The organism is Sphingomonas pruni NBRC 15498 (genome assembly GCF_001598455.1).
Classification (GTDB): domain Bacteria; phylum Pseudomonadota; class Alphaproteobacteria; order Sphingomonadales; family Sphingomonadaceae; genus Sphingomonas; species Sphingomonas pruni.
Map to the genome: position 1 here is coordinate 1 of NZ_BCYZ01000070.1, position 21,670 is coordinate 21,670.

At 63.7% G+C, this 21,670-nt stretch carries 12 protein-coding genes; 9 read left to right on the top strand and 3 right to left on the bottom strand.

Annotated features, from left to right (window positions below; all coding sequences use genetic code 11):
- Positions 1–145 precede the first annotated feature (145 nt).
- Positions 146–1,468, top strand: a complete 1,323-nt coding sequence (locus SPR01S_RS17215; RefSeq protein WP_439646751.1) for a hemolysin family protein — start codon at positions 146–148, stop codon at positions 1,466–1,468.
- Between the two features lie 41 nt (positions 1,469–1,509).
- Here the strand turns inward: SPR01S_RS17215 and SPR01S_RS17220 are convergent, their stop codons facing one another.
- The gene (locus SPR01S_RS17220) at positions 1,510–2,376 is read right to left on the bottom strand and encodes a helix-hairpin-helix domain-containing protein (RefSeq protein ID WP_066591689.1); all 867 of its coding nucleotides are present in this window, start codon (positions 2,374–2,376) and stop codon (positions 1,510–1,512) included.
- Positions 2,377–2,478: 102 nt separating this feature from the next.
- Complete coding sequence (gene purD / locus SPR01S_RS17225; protein ID WP_066591692.1) at positions 2,479–3,741, bottom strand: phosphoribosylamine--glycine ligase; 1,263 nt, start codon at positions 3,739–3,741, stop codon at positions 2,479–2,481.
- On the opposite strand from purD, the gene xseA reads away from it, so the two are divergent.
- From xseA to SPR01S_RS17255, 7 genes are all read left to right on the top strand, one after another.
- Positions 3,740–5,113, top strand: a complete 1,374-nt coding sequence (gene xseA / locus SPR01S_RS17230) for an exodeoxyribonuclease VII large subunit (RefSeq protein ID WP_066591694.1) — start codon at positions 3,740–3,742, stop codon at positions 5,111–5,113. The two genes, purD and xseA, sit on opposite strands and share 2 nt — an antisense overlap.
- Before the next feature lie 52 nt (positions 5,114–5,165).
- Positions 5,166–5,366, top strand: coding sequence for a DUF2093 domain-containing protein (locus SPR01S_RS17235; RefSeq protein WP_066591695.1), 201 nt, complete (start codon positions 5,166–5,168; stop codon positions 5,364–5,366).
- A gap of 35 nt (positions 5,367–5,401) precedes the next feature.
- The gene (locus SPR01S_RS17240) at positions 5,402–6,283 is read left to right on the top strand and encodes a peptidoglycan DD-metalloendopeptidase family protein (RefSeq protein ID WP_500808176.1); all 882 of its coding nucleotides are present in this window, start codon (positions 5,402–5,404) and stop codon (positions 6,281–6,283) included.
- Between the two features lie 240 nt (positions 6,284–6,523).
- Positions 6,524–9,523: a TonB-dependent receptor domain-containing protein gene (locus SPR01S_RS17245; protein ID WP_174531907.1), complete on the top strand. Its 3,000-nt coding sequence runs from the start codon at positions 6,524–6,526 to the stop codon at positions 9,521–9,523.
- Positions 9,524–9,812: 289 nt separating this feature from the next.
- On the top strand, positions 9,813–13,001 hold the full coding sequence (locus tag SPR01S_RS17250; protein ID WP_245662070.1) for a TonB-dependent receptor domain-containing protein: 3,189 nt from the start codon (positions 9,813–9,815) through the stop codon (positions 12,999–13,001).
- Between the two features lie 69 nt (positions 13,002–13,070).
- Positions 13,071–13,229: a hypothetical protein gene (locus SPR01S_RS21700; RefSeq protein WP_157082320.1), complete on the top strand. Its 159-nt coding sequence runs from the start codon at positions 13,071–13,073 to the stop codon at positions 13,227–13,229.
- A gap of 64 nt (positions 13,230–13,293) precedes the next feature.
- Entirely contained in the window at positions 13,294–16,338 is a 3,045-nt protein-coding gene (locus SPR01S_RS17255) for a TonB-dependent receptor plug domain-containing protein (RefSeq protein ID WP_439646752.1), read from the top strand.
- A gap of 75 nt (positions 16,339–16,413) precedes the next feature.
- Here SPR01S_RS17255 and clpB read toward each other — a convergent pair whose 3' ends face one another.
- Positions 16,414–18,993 carry an ATP-dependent chaperone ClpB gene (gene clpB / locus SPR01S_RS17260; RefSeq protein ID WP_066591708.1) on the bottom strand — a complete coding sequence of 860 codons (2,580 nt, stop codon included), beginning with the start codon at positions 18,991–18,993 and terminating at the stop codon, positions 16,414–16,416.
- Between the two features lie 216 nt (positions 18,994–19,209).
- Between clpB and SPR01S_RS17265 the strand changes: the two genes are divergently transcribed.
- Complete coding sequence (locus SPR01S_RS17265; protein WP_169803459.1) at positions 19,210–21,579, top strand: TonB-dependent receptor; 2,370 nt, start codon at positions 19,210–19,212, stop codon at positions 21,577–21,579.
- Positions 21,580–21,670 lie beyond the last annotated feature (91 nt).

Genomic DNA, 21,670 nt, shown 5'->3' on the forward strand with positions numbered 1-21,670 from the left:
GGGGGGGGGGGGGCGTGTTCCGCGAGGCACCCTTAGGACATGCCCTCCCCTAACCCCTCCCGCGAGCGGGAGGGGAATGCGTTTGCTTCGCGCGACGCACCATGTTGCGCGACCTTCCCGCCCGCGTGTAGGCAGGTGATACATCATGACCTTGCCCCCGCCGCCCGCGCCCTATCCCTGGATTGACGTCGTCATCATCCTCGTGCTCGTCGCGGTGAACGGGGTGTTCGCGATGAGCGAGCTGGCCATCGCCTCATCGCGCAAGGCGCGGCTGGAGGCGATGGCGCGGACCGGCAGTCGGGGCGCGCGGGCAGCAATCAACCTGGCGGCCGATCCCGGCAAGTTCCTGTCGACGGTCCAGGTCGGTATCACGCTGATCGCAGTGATCTCGGGCGCCTATTCGGGCGAAGCGCTCGGCGGTCCGACCGCGCTCCGCCTGCAGCACTGGTTCGGGTGGAGCAGCGAATTCGCCGATAAGGCCGGCTTCGTGCTGGTGATCGGCCTGACGACGTTTCTCTCGCTGATCGTCGGTGAACTCGTGCCCAAGCAGATTGCCTTGCGCTCGCCCGAGCCGATCGCGGCGGTGATGGCATTGCCGATGACGTGGCTCGCGCGGATCGCGGCGCCGCTCGTCTGGCTGCTCGATTCGACCAGCGCCTTGCTATTCCGGCTGATCGGCCTGAGCCGCGAAAGCGAGGATCAGGTCACGGCCGAGGAACTCCATCTGATCGTCGCCGAAGCGTCCAAATCGGGCGTGATCGAGGAGCATGAGCGGTCGATCATTTCGGGCGTGGTACGGCTCGCCGACCGCCCTGTACGCGAAGTGATGACGCCGCGGACTGAAGTAGACTGGCTCGATATCGGACTCGACGATGCCGGCATCCGCGAAAAGCTCGCGACTTCGCCGCACACGCGACTGCCGGTCGGAGAAGGATCGGTCGACGCGGTGATCGGTGTGGTCCAGGCGCGCGACATCGTCGCCGCGGCGATCCGCGGCGAGCGGCTCGACCTGCGCGAGCTGGTGCGCTCGGCGCCGATCGTGATCGATCAGCTCGACGCGATGGATGCCTTGGTGCGGTTGCGGCGTGCCGAGGTGCCGATGGCATTGATCCACGACGAATACGGGCATTTCGAGGGGATCGTGACGCCGGCCGACCTGCTTGCGGCCATCGCCGGGGCGTTCGCGTCCGATACCGACCCGCACCAGAGCCCCGACTTCGTCCAGCGCGAGGATGGCAGCTATCTGGTCGCGGGATCTGCCTCGGCCGATCTCGTCGCCGAAAAGCTCGACCTCAATCTGCCCGACGATCGCGATTACGCGACCGCCGCCGGTCTCGTTCTGGGGGTGTTCAAGCGCCTGCCGCAGGAAGGCGAGAGCATCGTCGAACAAGGGTGGCGGTTCGAGGTGGTCGATCTCGACGGCCGTCGGATCGACAAATTGCTGGTGTCGCGGGCGCGGGACGAGTGACCTGATCAGGGCTCACGCGACAACGGCGCCCTGACCTCTCTCTAACCCAGCTTGCCGAATTCCGCTTCGTATGCGGCGGTTTCCCCCGCGGCGAGCAGCTTCGCTTGCTCGATCCAGCGATCGCGGGCCATTCGGCCGGTGAACGCGCCCAGCTGCAAGTCGAGCGCGGACGCCTCGTCGGGCGATAGCGCGGCGAGTTGGTCGACGCGGGTGATGCCGCGTTCCGCCAGCATCGCCGCGACCTTCGGGCCGAGCCCCTTGACCGTGGTGAGCGCCAGCGCCTCGCCGTCAGACGCGGCGGCCGCCGCGACCGGTGTCGCCGGCGAGGGCAAGGGCGTGGCAGGCTCGGGGGGTGCCGGCACCGGCTCAGTTTCCGGTGGAGCGGGCGGCGGCGCGGCCGGCTCCGCCGATGCCTCAACGGTGGGCTGAGGCTCGCTAACGGGCTCCGGCTCTTTCTCGACCGCCTCTGCCGATGCCTCGGCAGCCGGCCCGGGCTGTTTCGCCGGTTCGGGCGTTTCGGCGACCGTCTCAGGTTCCAACGCCGGCGCCGGGATCGGCTCGGGGGCAAGCTCGCGCGCGGCCAGCGGCTGCGGCTCCGCGTCGCGCGTTGCTTCCGGTGGGACTTGCTGCGCGGGCTCCGGCTCGGGGCGTGGTTCTTCGGGAGGCAGCGCGGTATCGGCCGCCATCGTCGCTGGCGGCGGTGCGGGGGGCAGGCCGACGCCCGCTTCCTCGGCACGTTCCTCCGCCGCTTCCTCGACGCGATGTCGTTCGGCAGCCTTTTTCTGGCCCCAGATCATGCCGGCGATCACGAGTGCGGCGAACAGCGCGATCACGATCAGCACGATCACCGTCCAGTCCTGGAAGAGATAGGCGGCGGCGCCGACCGGTGGCGGGTTGGTGGAGTCCATGAACAAATTCCCGAACGACGAAAGCCGGCTATCCTAAAGGGACGGCCGACGTTTCGCCAGTGACCGGGATCGGGCGGCCTCCCGCCTTTATCGCGGCCGCCGTCAGCCCTCTCGCGCGACCTCGCGCCAGCCGATGTCGCGGCGGCAGAAGCCTGTGGGGAAATCGATGGCGTCGACCGCGCGATAGGCCGCGTCCTGCGCCGTGCGCACATCTTCGCCACGCGCGGTCACCGCGAGAACGCGTCCGCCCGCCGCCACCAACCGCCCGTCGACAAGCTTGGTGCCGGCCTGGAAGACCTTCGCGCCTGCTTGTTCGGCAGCATCAATCCCACCGATCGCGCCGCCGGTCTCAGGCGTGCCGGGATATCCTGCCGCGGCCATCACCACGGTCAGCGCGACATCGTCGCTGAAGACGGGGACGGGCGCCTCGGCCAACCGACCTTGCGCGATGGCCAGCAGCAGCGGCAACAGGTCGCTGTCGAGCCGCATCATCAACACCTGGCATTCGGGGTCGCCGAAGCGGGCATTATATTCGATCAGCTTGGGACCATCGGCGGTCAGCATCAACCCGGCATAGAGCACGCCCGAATAGGGCATGCCTTCCGCCGCCAGCGTGGCGATGGTCGGTGCGACGATCTCGCGGAGCGCTTGCGCTTCGAGGTCGGGCGTCAGCACGCGGGCCGGACTATAGGCGCCCATGCCGCCGGTATTGGGCCCGGTATCGCCGTCGCCGACGCGCTTGTGGTCCTGGGCCGATCCGAACGCGACCATCGCGCGGCCGTCGGTCAGCACGAACAAGCTGACTTCCTCGCCCTCGAGGAATTCTTCGATCACCGCGCTGGCGCCCGGCTCGGCGAACAATGCCTCGACCGCGTCTTCGGCTTCGGCGGTGGTCATCGCCACGATGACTCCTTTGCCGGCGGCCAGCCCGTCGGCCTTCACTACGACCGGCGCGCCGAACGCGGCGAGCGCGGCGCGAGCCTCTTCCAGCGAGTGGACGGCGCGATAGCCCGCGGTCGGGATGTTGGCGCGGTCGCACAAAGCCTTGGTGAATGCCTTCGATCCTTCGAGCTGGGCCGGCGCCTTGTCCGGGCCGAACACCGCGAATCCGGCGGCGCGAAGATCGTCGCCGATCCCGGCGACCAACGGCGCTTCGGGGCCGACCACGACCAACTCCACCAGGTGCGTGCGGCAGAAATCCACCACCGCGTCATGATCGGTCACGTCGATCGCGACGAGCTCGGCACTTTCCGCTATGCCCGGATTGCCGGGTGCGGCGTAGAGTTTGGTGAGCAGCGGCGATTGCGCCAGCTTCCACGCGAGGCCATGTTCGCGCCCACCCGATCCGATCAGCAGGACGTTCATGCCCGACCCTTTTCCAGAAGATTCGCCGCGGCTGGTAGCCGAGGCCATGCCCGGCGACAATTCCGCCGCCGAAAGCGTGTCCGAACTGTCGGGACGCCTCAAGCGGATGGTCGAGGGCGAATTCGGCCGCGTGCGTCTGCGCGGCGAGATTTCGGGATGGAAGCGCGCCGCCTCCGGCCATTGCTATCTGAGCCTGAAGGATGACCAGGCCGTCATCGATGGCGTGATGTGGAAAGGGCAGGCCGCGCTGATCCCGTTCAGCCCGCAGGACGGGATCGAGGTGATCGCGAGCGGCAAGCTGACCACTTATCCCGGCCGCTCCAAATATCAGATCGTGATCGATCGCATGGAATTGGCGGGCGAGGGCGCGCTGATGGCGCTGCTCGAAAAGCTCAAGGCGCAACTGGGCGCGGAAGGGCTGTTCGACCAGGGACGCAAGAAACAGCTGCCGTTCATGCCGAAAGTGATCGGCGTGGTCACTTCGCCGACCGGCGCTGTGATCCGCGACATCCTGCACCGTCTCGCGGATCGCTGTCCGACGCATGTCGTGGTGTGGCCGGTCAAGGTACAGGGCGACGGCGCCGCGCGCGACGTCGCCGCGGCGATCGCCGGGTTCGATGCCATCGCGCCGGGCGGGCTGGTGCCGCGTCCCGACCTCGTCATCGTCGCGCGCGGCGGCGGATCGGTCGAGGATCTTTGGGCGTTCAACGAGGAGGTCGTGGTGCGCGCGATTGCAGCGTGTTCGATCCCGTTGATCTCGGCGGTCGGCCACGAGACCGATACCAGCCTGTCCGACTATGCCGCCGACCTGCGCGCGCCGACGCCGACCGCGGCGGCCGAGATCGCGGTGCCGGTGCTCGCCGATTTGCGATTGGGCCTCGATTCGTACGCGCACCGCGCCGAGCGCTGCGCCAGGCGCTATGTCGAGCGCGGGCGCGAACGAACCGACGCCTTGGCACGGTTGCTGCCCAAGCGCGATGCGTTGCTCGGGCCGCAGCGCCAGCGCGCCGACGACAATGCGCAGCGGCTCGATCGTGCGCTCGAACGGCGCATTACCCTGGCGCGCGGCCAGCTCGATCGTAGTGCGGGGGCGTTGCGGCCGGCGATGTTGGCGCAACGTCTCTCCGCGGCGCGCGATCGGCTGGCGGGCGCCTGGAAGCTGGTCGAGGCGCTCAACCCCAGCCATGTGCTCGACCGCGGCTATGCCTGGGTCGAGGCGAAGGCGGGTGGCGTGCTGACCAGCGCGGCGGCGGCGCGCAAGGCCGGAGCGTTGGTGCTCCATTTCGGCGATGGCGATGTCGCGGCGCGGGTTGAGGGAGCGGGTGGCAAGGCATATGTAAAGGACAAGCCCGACCAGCCGACTTTGCTGTAACCACGGCCCGGCTGGCCTGAATTTTTTTTTTGAGATTTCGAGGATCGCTGCAATGCTGATGTCCAATACCGATCGGCCGGCGCGCCTCCATTATATGGCCAATGGTTTTCGGGTGCTGGTCCCCGGTGGCCATGTCACCTGCGCGATATCGGGCGTGCCGATCGCGCTCGACGATCTGCGCTATTGGAGCGTCGCGCGGCAGGAAGCCTATGCCAGCGCCGAGCTCGCGCTAGAGGTCGAAGGACGCAAGTGAGACGCGCGCGGCGCTGGGTTCTGGGCCTCGCCGCGATGACCGCGCTGGGCAGCTGCGTCGAGCCCGGCTTGCCGCCGGCCGCGCGCCCGGCTCCCGTCGTCGTGACCACACCGCCGCCGCCCGCACCGCGCATGCCGGCGGTTCCGCTCGGCGATTTCAGCTTTCAGGGCAGCATGATCCAAGGTGGCCTGTTGATCGGCACCGCGCCCCCCGGAACCCGACGCGTCAGCTTCAACGGCGACGAGGTGCCGGTGGCGCCCGATGGCCGCTTCGTGATCGCGTTCGACCGCGATGCCGGGCCGGTGGCGACGGTGACCGCGACGCTGGACGACGGGCGGACCGTCACGCGCACGCTGACGATCAATCCGCGTGCCTGGAACATCTCGCGGCTATCGACCTTGCCGAAATATCCGGTACCGATGCCCGAGTTCGAGAAACTGCGCCCGGCCGAGATCGACCAGATCAACGCCGCGCGGCGGCAGGACACCGGGGCGATGGGGTGGCGCCAACCGTTCATGTGGCCGGCGACCGGGCGTATCTCGACCCTGTTCGGATCGCAGCGCATCTACCGCAACGGCGAGGCAGGATCGTATCATTCGGGCACCGATGTCGCGGTGCCGACGGGAACCCCGGTGCTGGCACCGGCTGACGGTGTCGTCATCCTGGCATCCGATCATCCGTTCCTGCTCGAAGGCAATCTGTTGATGATCGACCATGGCATGGGCCTCAACAGCGCGCTGATGCATTTGTCGCGCATCGTGGTGATGCCGGGGCAGGCGGTGAAGCGGGGCCAATTGGTCGCATATTCCGGCGCGACCGGGCGCGTGACCGGCGCGCACCTCCACTGGAGCCTGCGCTGGCGCAACGCGAAGATTGATCCGTTGCTGGTGGCGGGGGCGATGCCGGCAAGGGAATAATCGCTACTGCCTTAGTGAAATAAGGCACCAACACTGACCCTTTGTGGCAAACTGGTTACGCATTGATTCCAAAAGCTGGTTCGAGCCTGCATGGAATCTTTACAATGCCCGTTTCGGCCTTAACCACGGCCCATCGACCGGTGCTGGAGGGCTTACGGTCACAATCGATGGGGATGTTATCCTGCGCGCGGCAAACTGACGGCGCGCGGGGCTGACCCCCTGTAAATGGGGTTTCACTTAATGGCCATTTTCCAGAACGCGCATCGCAACCGCCTGCTCGCGACTGCCGCGCCGCTCGGCCTGTTGCTTGCGGCTGCGCCGGCTGCTGCGCAGGACAAGCCGGCGACGCCGGCGACCGACGTCGCGTCCACCGACGACCAGCAACAGGATATCGTCGTCACCGGCACGTTGTTCCGTCGCACCGATACCGAAACCCCGTCGCCGGTCACCGTGCTGACGTCCGACAGCCTGGCCAAGGCGGGCATCACCAACGTCTCCGATGCCATTCGCTCGATCTCTGCCGACAGTGCAGGCTCGATCGGCACCGGATTCCAGACTGGGTTCTCGGCTGGCGGTTCGGCGGTGTCACTGCGCGGTCTGGGCGTCTCGTCGACGCTGGTGCTGATCAACGGTCTTCGCTCGGCTAACTTCCCGATCAACGACGATGGCCATAACGCCTATGTCGACCTCAACTCGATCCCATTCAGTCTGATCGACCGTGTCCAGGTACTCAAGGACGGCGCCTCGTCGATCTACGGCGCGGACGCCATCGGCGGCGTGGTGAACATCTTCCTCAAGAAGCAGTTCACTGGGCTCGAGGGTAGCATTCAGGGCGGCACCACCGAAAAGGGCGACGGCTCGCGCTACCGTGCCGAGCTGACCGCCGGGATCGGCGACTATGAGACGAAGGGGTGGAATTTCTACCTCAACGGCGAGTACCAATGGGACGGCCGCATCTCGAACCACAGCCGTGGTTTCCCGTATAATACGCAGGATTTGCGTCCGGTCGGCGGCCGCGACAACAACACTGCCGATGATACGCTGACGGCCAATACGCCGACCGCATATGTTACGCGGGTCGGCCAAACCGACCTGAATAACCCGCTGTCGGGCCAGGCCGGATCGCCGCTGACCAATCAGTATCTTGCTCTCGGCATCGCGAATTGCGCCGGCGGGACCTACGCTATCACCAGCGGTGGCGCGCAAGGTACGGGCTGCAAGTACGACCTGACCGATCTCTATCGCCAGATTCAGCCGAAACAGGAACGATATTCGTTCACCGGCAAGTTCAGCGTCAGGCTGGCGGAGAATGTCGAAGCCTATGTCATGGGCAGTTACAGCCGTGACTTCGTCAGCATCACCAGCGCCTTCCCGTCGGCGATCCGCCAGACGCAACCCTTTGGTGGCGCCCCGGCGATCGCGTCTAGCAATCCAGGCATCGTGCTGCCGGTCTACATCTGCGCATCGGGCGTCAATTGCGCGACCGACCCCAGCCGTCAACTCAATCCGAACAACCCGTATGCCGCCGCCTATGCCGCCAATCCGACGCAGGGCGCGGCACGCATCTATTACCTGTTCGGCGACATCAAGGCGGGCAGCGACCGCGTCAATGAAGTCGCACGCGTTGCGACCGGCCTGAACGGCAGCTTCAGTGGCTTCGATTGGAAGATCGATGGCGTATATGCTCGCGACGACCTGCGGATTACGCAGCACGGGCTGCTCAACATCGCCGGGTTGATGAAGGCGATCAACACGGGCTCGTATAATTTCGTCAATCCGTCGGCGAATACCGACGCCGTGCGCAACGCGATCGCCCCCGACAAGGTGACGCCGTCTTATTCGCAGATGTATTCGCTCGATGCGTCTGTCTCGAAGAAGCTGTTCGATCTGCCGGGCGGGCCGTTGCAATTCGCGGTCGGCGGCCAGGTGCGTAACGAGAAGTTGATCAACCGCAATCAGAACGCAGCGCTCGATACGTACGGCCTGACCACCTCCTCGGCGTTCGGCAAGCACACCGTTTGGGCGGGCTATTTCGAACTCGACGCGCCGGTCCTCGATATTCTCGATATCAACGTGTCGGGCCGATACGACCATTATTCGGAAGGCTTCAGCCACTTCTCGCCGAAGGTCGGGTTCAAGCTGACTCCGATCAAGGAGTTCGCGATCCGGGGCACCTATTCGCAAGGGTTCCGGGCGCCGACCTTCGCCGAATCCGGACCCAACAGCCAATATGCGGGCTTCGTCAGCACGACGCCGCCGTGCAGCTTCATCTTGAGTCATGGCGGGACGGGCACCACGGCGTCGTGCAGCGCCAACGGCAACCCCTACAATTCGCAATATTCGCTCGGCCGTGGCTATGCCGGCAACCCGAACCTGCAACCGGAAACGTCGCGCAGCTTCACCGTCGGTACGATCTTCCAGCCGGTCAAATGGTTCAGCGCCACGGTCGACTATTACAACGTCAAGAAGTCGAACCTGATCGTCGGCGGACCGCTGACGGGCGCGGCGGTTAGCGCCTATTACGCTGCGGCCAACGCGACTGCGGCTTGCGCGGCGGTTGCCGCGGTGGGCGCGGGCTATTCGTGCAACGTGGTCGATGCTGTCGACCCGCTCTACCCGACTGCTCTGCCGCGCCTGCTCATCCTGAACGTGCCGTGGGTCAACGCCAACTTCGCGATCACCAGCGGTATCGACGCGTCGGCGGCGATCAAGTTCTCGGCGGGCGACTTCCGTTTCACCAGCAAGGTCGAAGTCACGCATATCTTCAAATATGACCTGCATACCGCCACCGGCGTGCAGCATTACGCGGGTACGCTCGGACCGTACGATCTGTCGTCGGGTAACGGAACGCCGGACTGGCGCGGCAATTGGCAGAGCACGGTCGAATATGGGCCGTGGTCACTCTCGGCGACGGCTTACTACGTCGGCAAGATCAAGGCGGTGTCGGAGGATCAGGGCCTGCCGCTCGATTGCGCGCACGGCAATCTCTATACGCGATCGGCGCCGCAGAACACCGATCCGCGCTTCTGCTACATCAACTCGTTTATCAATGTCGATTTGAACGCATCCGTGCGGGTCAACGACAAGTTCACTTTCTTTACCAATGTCGGCAACCTGTTCAACGCCCGAGCGCCACTGGCGGCCGCGGCTTATGGCAGCGCGCCGAACTTCCTGACCACCTGGCATTATGCCGGCGTCGTCGGCCGCAAGTTCAGCGCGGGGGCGAACTTCAAGTTCTGATGGAGTCCTCTTCCGGCGGCGGGCGCAATTTGCTCGCCGCCGGGTAGGATAACGATCGCTCACAAATCCGTGCTCCCACGCACGAAAATTTCCGGGCGCGTCAGATGTTGTGACTTTTTGGCGACAGCGTGGTAAAAACTCCGCGCCCTTTCTGAATGTCGCCTTTACACGCCCCAAGGTGCGCTTCATCCCTCTCCCCATGCTTCTTGGGCGCATAGCGTCCAAAGGGGTGGGCAACCCCCGTGTGACCGTGAAATCACGGCCGCGGGTCAAGCGAGGGAAACATTACGTGATCAATCACTCTAAGTTTGCGCATGCGTTGCGCGACAGCACGGCGCTGCGCGCGCTCACGCTGCTCGGCGCCGGCGCGGCTGCGTCGGCACTCTTCGTCGCGCCGGCGATGGCGCAAGACACTCCGGCTCCGGCTCCGGCGGCAGCTTCGACCAACGCGGCTCCGCAGGATGATGCCAAGAACAGCGACATCATCATTACGGGCTCGATTTCCCGCAACCCGGCCGCCGCGACGGCGTCGCCGGTCGTCACCACGACGGCGGAAGATCTGCAGAACCGCGGCGTGAATACCGTTGCCGACGCGCTGCAGCTCCTGACCGCCAACAACGCCGGCACGGCCCCGCCGAGCTGGTCGTCGTTCGGTTTCGCCACCGGTGCTTCGGCGCCGTCGCTGCGCGGTCTCAACGACGCCTATACGCTGACGCTGTTCAACGGCATGCGCACCGCGCCCTACCCGCTGGGCGATGACGGCTATCGCAACTTCGTCGACATCAACACCATTCCGATCTCGATTGTCGATCGCATCGATACCCTTCTCGACGGCGCGTCGGCGACCTATGGTTCGGACGCGATCGCGGGCGTGATCAACGTCATCGTCAAGCGTCAGATTACCGGCCTGCACCTGAACGCCGCGGCGGGCATCTCGCAGAAGGGCGATGCCGGCGCGCGCAGCCTTAGCGCAACCTACGGTTACGGCGATCTCGATACCCAGGGTTTCAACGTTTATATCAACGGCGAGTATCAGAAGAACGACCCGCTGCTCGTCAACTCGCGTGGTTATCCGTTCAACACCGCCGACCAGAGTATGATTTGTGGTACGAGCGCACAAGGCTGCTTGTTCAACGGTATCCGCAACGGCATCCAAGCCGACGGCAGCTATGGCGGTTTCGCATCGACTCGTGCGCCGGCGGCCCGTCCCTACAACACCGACCCTGTCACGCTGGTTGATCCAGGCGGCGTTTCGCACACTTATGGGGCCGGACAGGTGGGGCTCGCGCCTTATTCGTATCTGAACGGTTGTGGCGGTTTGGGCAGCGTGACCCTTACGTCCGCACAGCGCGGCAGCGTGTCACCCTATTCGCCGATCAAGGACAAGAACGGCAACATCACCGGATACAAATTCAACGGTCAGAATTACACTGGTCCCAGTGCGCCAGGCACGGTCTGCCAGGAAGATTTGGTCAACGAATATCGCGCCTACAATTCGAACATTACCCGTAAGGGCTTGAACGGCCGCATCACCGCCAAGCTGGGCTCGTTCGGCGAGGCTTATTTGATGGCCAATTATTATAACACGACCACTACGGGCAACAACGCTGGGCCGCAGGGCTTCACCGGATCGACCGCGGCCGGCGGCGCCACCGTGACCGTCAGCCAGATCTTCCTGCCAACCTATGTCTGCGCGGCCGGAACTTCGACCATTACAGGCGGCGTCCTGATGGCGACGGGCTGTAATGCGGCGAACGGTACCCTGAATCCGAACAACCCGTACGCGGCGGCGGGCAATCTCGCCCGTTTGGTCGCGCTGCCGCAGGTGTCGCGCCAGACGAGCACGGATACTAGGACTTATCGTTTGAGCGGCGGTATCGACGGTACGTTCGGCGATGGCTGGAATGTCAGCCTGAACGGGACGGTGTCGTCGGTCGTTCTGAAGACGAAGAACAATGGCTACATCTACCTTCAAGGCCTGATGGATGCGATTGCCAAGGGCACCTATAATTTCACCGATCTGTCGCAGAACACCCAGGCGCAGACCGATGCGATATTCGTGCCTAACTCCAACCGGTCGGTCTCGAAGCTGACGCAGATCCAGGCGGCGGTGAACAAAGATCTGTTCAACTTGCCTGGTGGCGCGCTCAACGTCGCGGTCACTGGTCAGTTCCGCTATGAGGCGATCCACAACCCCAGCGCCAATGCGCCGAACAACACCAATCCGACCCAGCGGTACTTTGGCGTCAACGCGGTTGGCGTGGACGGCAAACGTCACGTCTGGTCGGCAGGGTACGAAATCACCGCGCCGATCCTCGACATCCTGAAGGTCAAGGCGGAGGGATCGTATGACTCCTATTCGACCGGTCAGAGCCGCTTCTCGCCGAAGTTCGAGGCCGAGTTCAAGCCGATCGAGCAGATCAAACTGCGGAGCACTTATTCGAAGGGCTTCCGTATCCCGAGCTTCAGCGAGTCGTTCGCGCTGCCGACCACGGGTTACGTCAACAGCACGATCAACTGCGCTTCGCCGACGTACACAGCGTTCTGCGCGGCACACGCGAGCAACCCAGGCTATTATTCAGGCGGTTATTCGTACGGCCTGACCTCGGAGGGCAACCGGAACCTCTCGCCCGAAAAGGCGACATCGTTCACCGGCGGCATCGTCCTGCAGCCGACCAAGCGCATCACGCTCACGGTCGACTATTGGTCGACTAAGATCACCAATGTGATCGTGCCCGTGTCAGTGACTCAAGATATCCTGAACGATTATTACACCAACAACGGTGTCGTTAATGTCCCGGGCATCACGATCACCAAGGGCGTTGCTGACCAGGCTAATCCAGGCGCCTTGCCGCTACTCGGCTTCGTCGGTGGTTCGTACAAGAACGCGGACTCGTTCCTCGCCAAGGGCATCGACTTCTCGGCCAGCGGACGCTTCCCGATCACCAATAGCCTCGAATGGAAGACGGCGGCCAACGCCTCGCTGTTGATCCGTCTGCAGCAGACCAACGAAGATAGTTCGGTCAGCCGCTATGACGGCTCGCTCGGCGCCTGCAACATCACGTCGTGCTCGGGCGCTCCGCGCTGGCGCGCGACGTGGCAGAACACGTTGACGTTCAATCAAGCGACGAGCATCAGCGTGACCGCTTACTACACCAGCGGCTATTCGGAAGTGGCGACGGACTCCGGTGGCGTCTATGGCGACTGCCAAGCCAGTGCCGACAACGGTCAGATCCTGACCTACAATGACGGTTCGCCGGTATTGTGCCGCGCCGGGGCGACCTTCAATCTCGATGGCCACATCGAGACCAAGATCGACAAGAAGTTGACGCTGTACGCCGACATTCAGAACATTCTGAATGACAAGCCGCCGTACGAACCGAATGCGGCATATGGCCTCTATCAGTTCAACCCGGCTTGGGCGGACCGCCTGTTCATCGGCCGTTACTTCCGCGTCGGCGCGAAGGTCGACTTCTAGGTCGATCTGCCGAACGGCGAATTTGGGGCCGCTCCTTCGGGAGCGGCCCTTTTTTTGCCGGTAGCCTAGGTGAATACTTCGCCGAAGCTGGTCTATTGGGTGAGCGTGGCCAATTTGGCACAGCTCCGCGCCAAACTTAGCGCACTGATAAGAGGCGACTTTACAGCGGGCGGCGAGGGCGTCATCTCGCCCGCCTGCCTCGATCGCGCCTGGGAGGGTGGTTCGTAGGGGCTTGGCAGCGCTCGCACCGCAAGGGGGGAACGGACGGGCCAAGCAAAGGGATTATTACGTGATCACCAATTCGACTGTTTCGCGCTCGCTCCGCGGAGGTGCCGCTTTGCGCGCACTAATGCTGTGCGGCGCTGGTGCGTCCGCCTTGTTCGCCGTTCCGGCGTTGGCCCAGGAGACGGCCGCGCCCGCGCCCGATGCTTCTGCGGCACCTGCACCGCAGGATGACCAGGCATCGACCGCCGGCGACATCGTCGTTACCGGCACCCTGCTGCGCAGCAAGATCACCGCGTCGCCGGTGACCACCTTGTCCAGCGAAAACCTTGACCAACGTGGCATCAGCACTGTGCAAGAAGGCGTTCAGCGCCTGGCGGCGAACAACGGACCTGCGCTGACCAACAGCTTCTCGGCTAACGGCGCCTTCGCGTCGGGTGCTTCGGCGATCTCGCTCCGCGGTCTGACAACCAATTCGACCCTGGTGCTGTTCGACGGAATGCGCGCGGCTTATTATCCGCTTGCCGACGATGGTACTCGCAACTTCGTCGATCTGAACACGATCCCCGACGATATCGTCGACAACGTTCAGGTCCTGCGTGATGGCGCTTCGGCGACCTATGGTGCGGACGCGATCGCGGGCGTGGTGAACATCATCACCAAGAAGCAGGTTAAAGGTATCACCGGCCGCGCGGAAGGCGGTATTTCGGAGCGCGGCGACGGTTCGCAATATCGCTTGTCGTTGACTGCCGGCATGGGCGATCTCGATAAGGATGGCTACAACGCGTATATCAGCGGCTTTTATTACCATCAGGCTCAGCTGAAGAACAGCGATCGCCCCTATCCGTACAACTCGGATAACTACACGCGCCTTTCGCACAATGGGACAACGGGCGCGAACAACGTCATCGACGGCTTGGACGCGAACGGCAATTACGTGGGTTTCAGCCCCGTCACGACCGGTGGCGGCAGCACGTTGTTCGTCGGGGCCGCGGATCCGACCAATGGCTCGGTGGCGGGCCGTTATCAGCTGCTCAATGCTTCGGCCGGGTGCCAGCGTAGTTCGGCTTACAATTTGACGGCCGGCGAACTCGCCGACAATCCCCATGCGCCGACCACCGTCTGTCAGGATGATCAGACGATGAATTACGGTGTCATCAATCCGGAAATCCAGCGCTTTGGCGTTTCAGGCCGGTTCACCGCACGTTTTGGTGACCGGGGCGAATTGTTCGCGTCGGCGAACTTCCTGCAGACGGACGTGCAGAGTGACGGGCTTCCGGCCGCCATCTATGCCAATGCGCCGGCGCCGTTCTACTTCCCGCGCTACAGCACGCGCGGAAACATCGCCTACTACGGCAACAACACCATTTTGCAGCTTCCGGTCTATGTCTGCCCGCGCGGCACGACCGTGGCTTGCACGGCGGCAAACGGTACGCTGAACCCGAACAATCCGTTCGCGGCTTCGGGGCAGACGGCGGCGTTGATCGGTCGCCTTGCTCCGCTGATCACGCATGACGAAACGCGTACCCGCGCCTATCGCGGCGCGCTCGGGGTGAAGGGCTATCTGACCGACAACTGGCAGTATAATGTGACGGCGACGGCCATGCACGTCGACCTGCGTCGCAAGAGCTCCGGTTACGTCTACATCCAGCACCTGCTCGATGTCATCAACGATGGCAGCTTCAACTTCGTCGACCTCAGCAAGAACTCGCAGGCCCAGTGGGACTATCTGGCACCGACCGTTTCGAACGTCGCGACGTCGGACCTGGTCCAGGTTGATGCCAACGTGTCGGGTGATCTGGCCCAGCTGCCTGGCGGCCCGCTCCAGTTGGCCGTCGGTGTAGGGTATCGTTACGAAGCAGTCGATGCGCCGAGCCTTAACTCGGACATCAACGGTGGGACTCAGCGGTATTTCACGCTTAACGGCTTCGCTGCCAAGGGCAGCCGCTCGGTCTGGTCGGCTTATGGCGAACTTAACGCGCCGATCATTGATGCGGTCACGCTTAGTGCCGGCGCTCGCTACGATCGTTATCCCAATGGAATCGACAACTTCTCTCCGAAGGTCGGTTTGGTTGTGAAGCCAATCCGCCAGATCACGCTACGGGGAACGTATTCGCGCGGATTCCGCATCCCCAGCTTTGGTGAGGCGAACGCGACCTTCCCGACGACGGGTTATGTGACGGTCAATTCGGCAACCTATCCGGATTCCTATCTGGCCCAATACGGATGTTCGCAGGCGACTTTCTCCAGCTGCCCGACCTACATCCGGTCGACGTCCTATGGTGCGACATCGTTGTCTAATCCGAACCTGAAGCCGGAGAAATCGCGCAGCTTCACCGGCGGCGTGGTGTTCGAACCCGTCCGGAATGTTTCGATCTCGGCTGAATATTACAATATTCGCAAGACGAACGTGATCACGACGGCGAACAACGCTCCCGCGATCCTGGCTTACTACAGCGGCCAGGCGATTCCGGCGGGCTACAACATCGTGCCGGACGTGGCGGATGTGAACCACCCGGGTGCGCTGCCGCGTATCGCGTTCGTGCAGTCGGAGTTCATCAATGCCAATACGCTCCAGACCTCGGGTCTGGACCTCGGCATTAATGCCCACTTCAATATCTCCGACAACATCAGGTTCTCGACCAATGCAGAGGCGAGCTACATCTTCGAGCTAAAGACGGAGTTCCCCGATGGCACGGTCGAGCGCTATGACGGTACGCTGGGCAATTTCAACCTGACCGCTGGGTCGGGTACGCCGAAGTGGAAGGGCACCTGGACGTCGACGCTGGATATCGGAAAGTTCCAGCTGAGCGGAACGGTCAATTACTTCGATGGCTACGACCTGTCGGCGATGGATCAGGGTACCGGCTACAAGGATTGCGGCCTGAACGACGGCTCGCTGCCGTGCCGGGTCAGTTCCTATGTGACGGTCGACCTGACCGGGCAGGTGAAGGTCAACGACAAGTTTACCTTCTATGCGACGGTGCAGAATCTCGCCGATCGCCTGCCCCCGATCGATACGGTCACCTATGGTGCCCATGCGTACAACCCGATTCAGGGTGGCGAGGGTATCCTGGGCCGCTACATGAAGGCGGGCGTCAAGTTCGGCTTCTAAGCCGGGACTCGCGCAAAAGAATGGGGCCGCTCCAGCGATGGAGCGGCCCCTTTTTTGTCCGTCGATGACCGCCGATCAGGCGACCGATAGCGTCAGCTTACCATCGCCCTCATCGACTTTGACGGTCTGCCCGTCCTTGACCCCGCCGGACAGGATCAGGTCGGCGAGCGGGTCCTGCAGATAACGCTGCACCGCGCGCTTCAGGGGGCGCGCGCCATAGACCGGGTCGTAGCCGACGCGGCCGAGCCAGTCGCGCGCCGCCTGGGTCAGGTCGATCACAATCTTGCGGTCGGCGAGCAATTTGCCGACCCGTTCGACCTGGATGTCGACGATCGGCGCCATTTCGCTTTGCCCCAATCGGTGGAACAGCACGATCTCGTCCAGCCGGTTGAGGAACTCCGGGCGGAAATGACTGCGGACGATTTCCATGACCTGTGGCTCGACCGAGGCGACGCTCTCGCCGTCGCTCAGGCTCGTCAGGAACTGGCTGCCGAGGTTGGAGGTCAGCACGATGATCGTGTTGGTGAAGTCGACCGTGCGGCCCTGGCCGTCGGTCAATCGCCCGTCGTCCAGCACCTGGAGCAGGACGTTGAAGACGTCGCCATGCGCCTTTTCCACCTCGTCGAACAGGACGACCTGATAGGGGCGACGGCGAACCGCTTCGGTTAGAACGCCGCCTTCCTCATAACCAACATAGCCCGGAGGCGCGCCGATCAGTCGCGCGACCGAATGCTTCTCCATGAACTCGCTCATGTCGATGCGAACCATCGCTGCGCTGTCGTCGAACAGGAATTCGGCGAGCGCCTTGGTCAGTTCGGTCTTGCCGACGCCGGTCGGGCCGAGGAACAGGAAGCTGCCGAGCGGCCGATTGGGATCCTGCAGGCCGGCGCGCGCGCGCCGCACCGCGGTCGACACGGCGCGAACTGCGTCGGCCTGGCCGATCACGCGCTTGCCGAGCTGCTGCTCCAACTGCAGCAGCTTCTCGCGCTCGCCTTCCATCATCCGGTCGACCGGAATACCGGTCCAGCGGCTGACCACTGCGGCAATATCCTCCGCCGTGACTTCCTCGCGCAGCATCGCGCCCTCGGTAGAGCCTTGCGCCTCGGCGAGTTGCTTTTCGAGCTGCGGGATCGTGCCGTAGGAAAGCTCGCCGGCCTTGGCGAGGTCACCCGCGCGCTGCGCCTGCTCGAGCGCGACCCGCGCCTGGTCGAGCTGTTCCTTGAGCTTGGCCTCGGCGCCGATCTTGTCCTTCTCGGCCTGCCAGCGCTGCGTCAGCCCGCTCGACTGCTGTTCGAGATTGGCCAGTTCGCCTTCGAGGTTGGCTAGGCGATCCTTCGACGCCGCGTCGGTCTCCTTCTTGAGCGCCTCCCGCTCGATCTTGAGCTGGATGATGCGGCGGTCGAGAGTCTCGATTTCTTCCGGCTTGGACTCGACTTCCATGCGAATCCGGCTCGCCGCCTCGTCCATCAGGTCGATCGCCTTGTCGGGCAGGAAGCGGTCGGTGATGTAGCGGTTGCTGAGCGTTGCCGCCGAAACCAACGCCGCGTCGGTGATCCGCACGCCATGGTGGAGCTCGTATTTCTCCTTGAGCCCGCGCAGGATCGAGATCGTGTCCTCGACCGTCGGTTCGCCGACGAACACCGGCTGGAACCGCCGCTGCAGGGCCGGGTCCTTCTCGACATATTTGCGATATTCGTCGAGCGTCGTGGCACCGACGCAATGCAGCTCGCCACGCGCCAGCGCGGGCTTGAGCAGGTTGGACGCGTCCATCGCGCCATCGGTCTTGCCCGCGCCGATCAGCGTGTGCATTTCGTCGATGAACAGGATGATGTCGCCCTCGGCGGCCTTCACCTCGTCGAGCACGCCCTTCAGCCGCTCCTCGAACTCGCCGCGATATTTGGCGCCGGCGATCAGCGACCCCATGTCGAGCGCCATCAAACGACGGTCCTTGAGCGTATCGGGCACGTCGCCATTGGCGATGCGCAGCGCCAGGCCCTCGGCGATCGCGGTCTTGCCGACCCCGGGCTCGCCGATCAGCGCGGGGTTGTTCTTGGTGCGGCGCGCCAGGATCTGGATCGTGCGGCGGATTTCCTCGTCGCGCCCGATCACTGGATCGAGCTTGCCGTCGCGCGCCGCCTCGGTCAGATCGCGCGCGAACTTCTTGAGCGCGTCATAACGATCCTCGGCGCCCGCGGTGTCGGCGGTGCGGCCACCGCGCAGCTGATTGATCGCTTCGTTGATGCCTTCGGGAGTCGCACCCGACGCCTTGATCGCCTTGCCGGCAGCGGTGTTGAGGCTGAGCGCCAGCGCGACGAGCAGCCGCTCGACGGTGACATAGGAATCGCCGGCCTTCTGCGCGATCTGTTCGGCCTGATCGAGCACGCGCACGGCATCGTTATTGAGTCCCGGCTGGGTCTGCGCGCCCGAACCCGAAACGGCGGGGATCTTGGACAGAGCGAGGTCGGTTTCGCTCGTCGCCTTTTTCGCGTCGCCGCCGGCCTTCTGGATCAACCCAGCGGCCAAGCCCTGATCGTCCTCCAGCAACGCCTTCAACAGATGTTCGGGCGTGATCTGCTGATGGTTCATGCGGATCGCGACGGTCAGTGCGGATTGCAGGAAGCCCTTGGCGCGGTCGGTAAATTTTTCGATGTTCATTGGTCGTCCCTGATCGAATCTTGTCACGAATTTAGTGTTGCAACTTTGCAACACAAGGGCGTCGGCGCAATTCGTAACTCCCCTAGCGTCTTGATCGTCACGGGTCCGTCACGAACCTTTCTCCGGACTGCAACGCAAATGCCGCCATTGTGCAACGCAGCATGCCTAGGCGCGACCCGGAGGGAACGATTCACGTAGCCCCAAGGGGAATGTTTGATGATCCGCATCGTATCCGCCTGTCTGCTAGCCGGCACCGCATTGTCCTGGTCGCTCGCTGCCCAGGCCGCCGACAAACCGGTTGCCGACGACAAGTCCGCGACCGCGGCGCCGACGGCTGACGATAACGCACCTGCCGCCGACACGACCGATATCATCGTGATCGGCCGGGGTGAATCGCGCCAGGTGCAGCGGATCGGTGCCGCCGATATCGACATCCTGGCCTCAGGGACCAGCCCGCTCAAGGCGATTTCCAAACTGCCCGGCGTCAATTTCCAGTCGGCCGACCCGTTCGGCGCCTATGAATGGTCGGAGCGCGTTTCGATCCGCGGCTTCAACCAGAACCAGCTTGGCTTCACGCTCGACGGCATCCCGCTCGGCGACGGCAGTTACGGCAACGTCAACGGCCTCCATATCAGCCGGGCGATCAGCTCGGAGAATATTGGCGAGACGCGGGTGTCGCAGGGCGCGGGATCGATCGGAACCCAGGCGACCAACAATCTGGGCGGTACGGTCGAATTCTTCTCGTCCGACCCGACCGACACGTTCGGCGTCACCGCCAACGGCACCTATGGCAGCGACAATGCGGTGCGCGCCTTCTTCCGCCTCGACACCGGCACGCTGGGGGACAATGGCCCGTCGGCCTATGTTTCCTACGCCTTTGCCGACACCGACAAGTGGAAGGGCTGGGGCTCGCAGCGCCAGAGCCAGGTCAACGCCAAGTTCGTCGCGCCGGTGACGCCGGGTGTCCGGCTGGTCGGCACGTTCGATTTTTCGGCGCGCCGCGAGAATGATTACCAGGACATGTCGCTCGACATGATCCGCCGCCTCGGCTGGCGCTGGGACAATATCAGCAACAACTTCCCGCTCGCGATCAAGGTCGCCGATGTCGCCAACAATATCGACAATTTCAATAATACGACCGGCGCGGCGGGAGGGGATGGCAGGTCCGACATTACCGGCCTGCCGCCGTCGAATCCTGCGGCGGGCACGGTGTTTCCCGTGCCGATCGGTACGATCGACGATGCCTATTTCGATGCTGCGGGTCTCAGGAACGACTATCTGGCTTCGCTCGGGGCCGAGAGTTCCGGCGACTCCAAAATCAAGTGGAGCTTGAAGGGCTATTACCATTCGAACCATGGCCAGGGCATCTGGTTCACGCCGTACGTGCCGTCGCCGTCGGGCGTACCGATCTCTGTCCGCACCACCGAATATGATATCCGCCGCAAGGGCGTGTTCGGCTCGGTCGGCGGCGATCTCGGCATGTTCGGCGAACTGACCGTCGGCGGCTGGTACGAGCGCAACGATTTCCGCCAGGCGCGGCGCTATTACGGCCTCGACAGCCGGCTGTTCTCGACCCGCAACAGCCTCGATTTCCAGGATTATCCGTTCGCGACGCAATGGGATTTCCAGTATCACACCGATACCGTCCAATATTATGTCGAGGACAAGCTGACCTTCGGCAACCTGACGGTCAATCTGGGCTGGAAAGGCTATGACGTCCGCGCGACCGCCACGCCCATCGTCTCGGGCGGGCTGGCGCAGGGCAAGATCAAGACCACCGACTGGTTCCAGCCGCATGCCGGCTTCGTCTACAAGCTCGGCGGCCAGGCGGAAGTGTTTGGCGGCTTCACCGAAGTGACTCGCGCCTTCGTCGCTTCGGCGACCGGCGGTCCGTTCGCGACGACGCAGGTGGGTTTCAACAATCTCGGCAATCTCAAGCCCGAGACGTCGGACACCTACGAACTCGGCGCGCGCGTGCGGTCGGGGCCGTTCACGGGGTCGATCGCCGGCTATTATATCGATTTCCAGAACCGCCTGATCGCGTTCGCCAACGGCGCCGGGATCATCGGCAACCCGGCGATCCTGCAGAATGTCGGTTCGGTCCGGTCCTACGGCATCGAGGCGACCGGGCAGGTCAAGCTGCCCTACGGCTTCGGGCTGTTCGCGTCCTATGCCTATAACGACTCGACTTATCGCGATAACGTCTACAACGCGCTGGGGGTGGCGATCGCCAACACCGCGGGCAAGACCGTGGTCGACGCGCCCAAGCATATCGCCTCGGGCGAAATCACTTACGACGGCACGTTGTTCTTCGGGCGGATCGGCGCGAACTATATGTCGAAGCGCTACTTCACGTACGAGAACGACCAGTCGGTGCCGGGCCGGGTGCTGTTCGACGCGACGGTGGGCGTCCATCTCGATATCGACGGCCGCAAGTTCGAACTACAGGGCAACGCCACCAACCTGTTCGACAAGAAGTATATCGCCACGATCGGGTCGAACGGCTTCGGCAATCGCGGCGACAACCAGACGCTGCTGGTGGGGGCACCGCAGCAATTTTTCGTCACGCTCAAGACCAAGTTCTGAGAACCGGCTTTCGGGTGAAAAGGGGAGGGGCGCGTCCGGGTGGCGCGCCTTTTTCTTATCGCTCTCCCCTTGTGGGAGAGGGAGGGAGCCG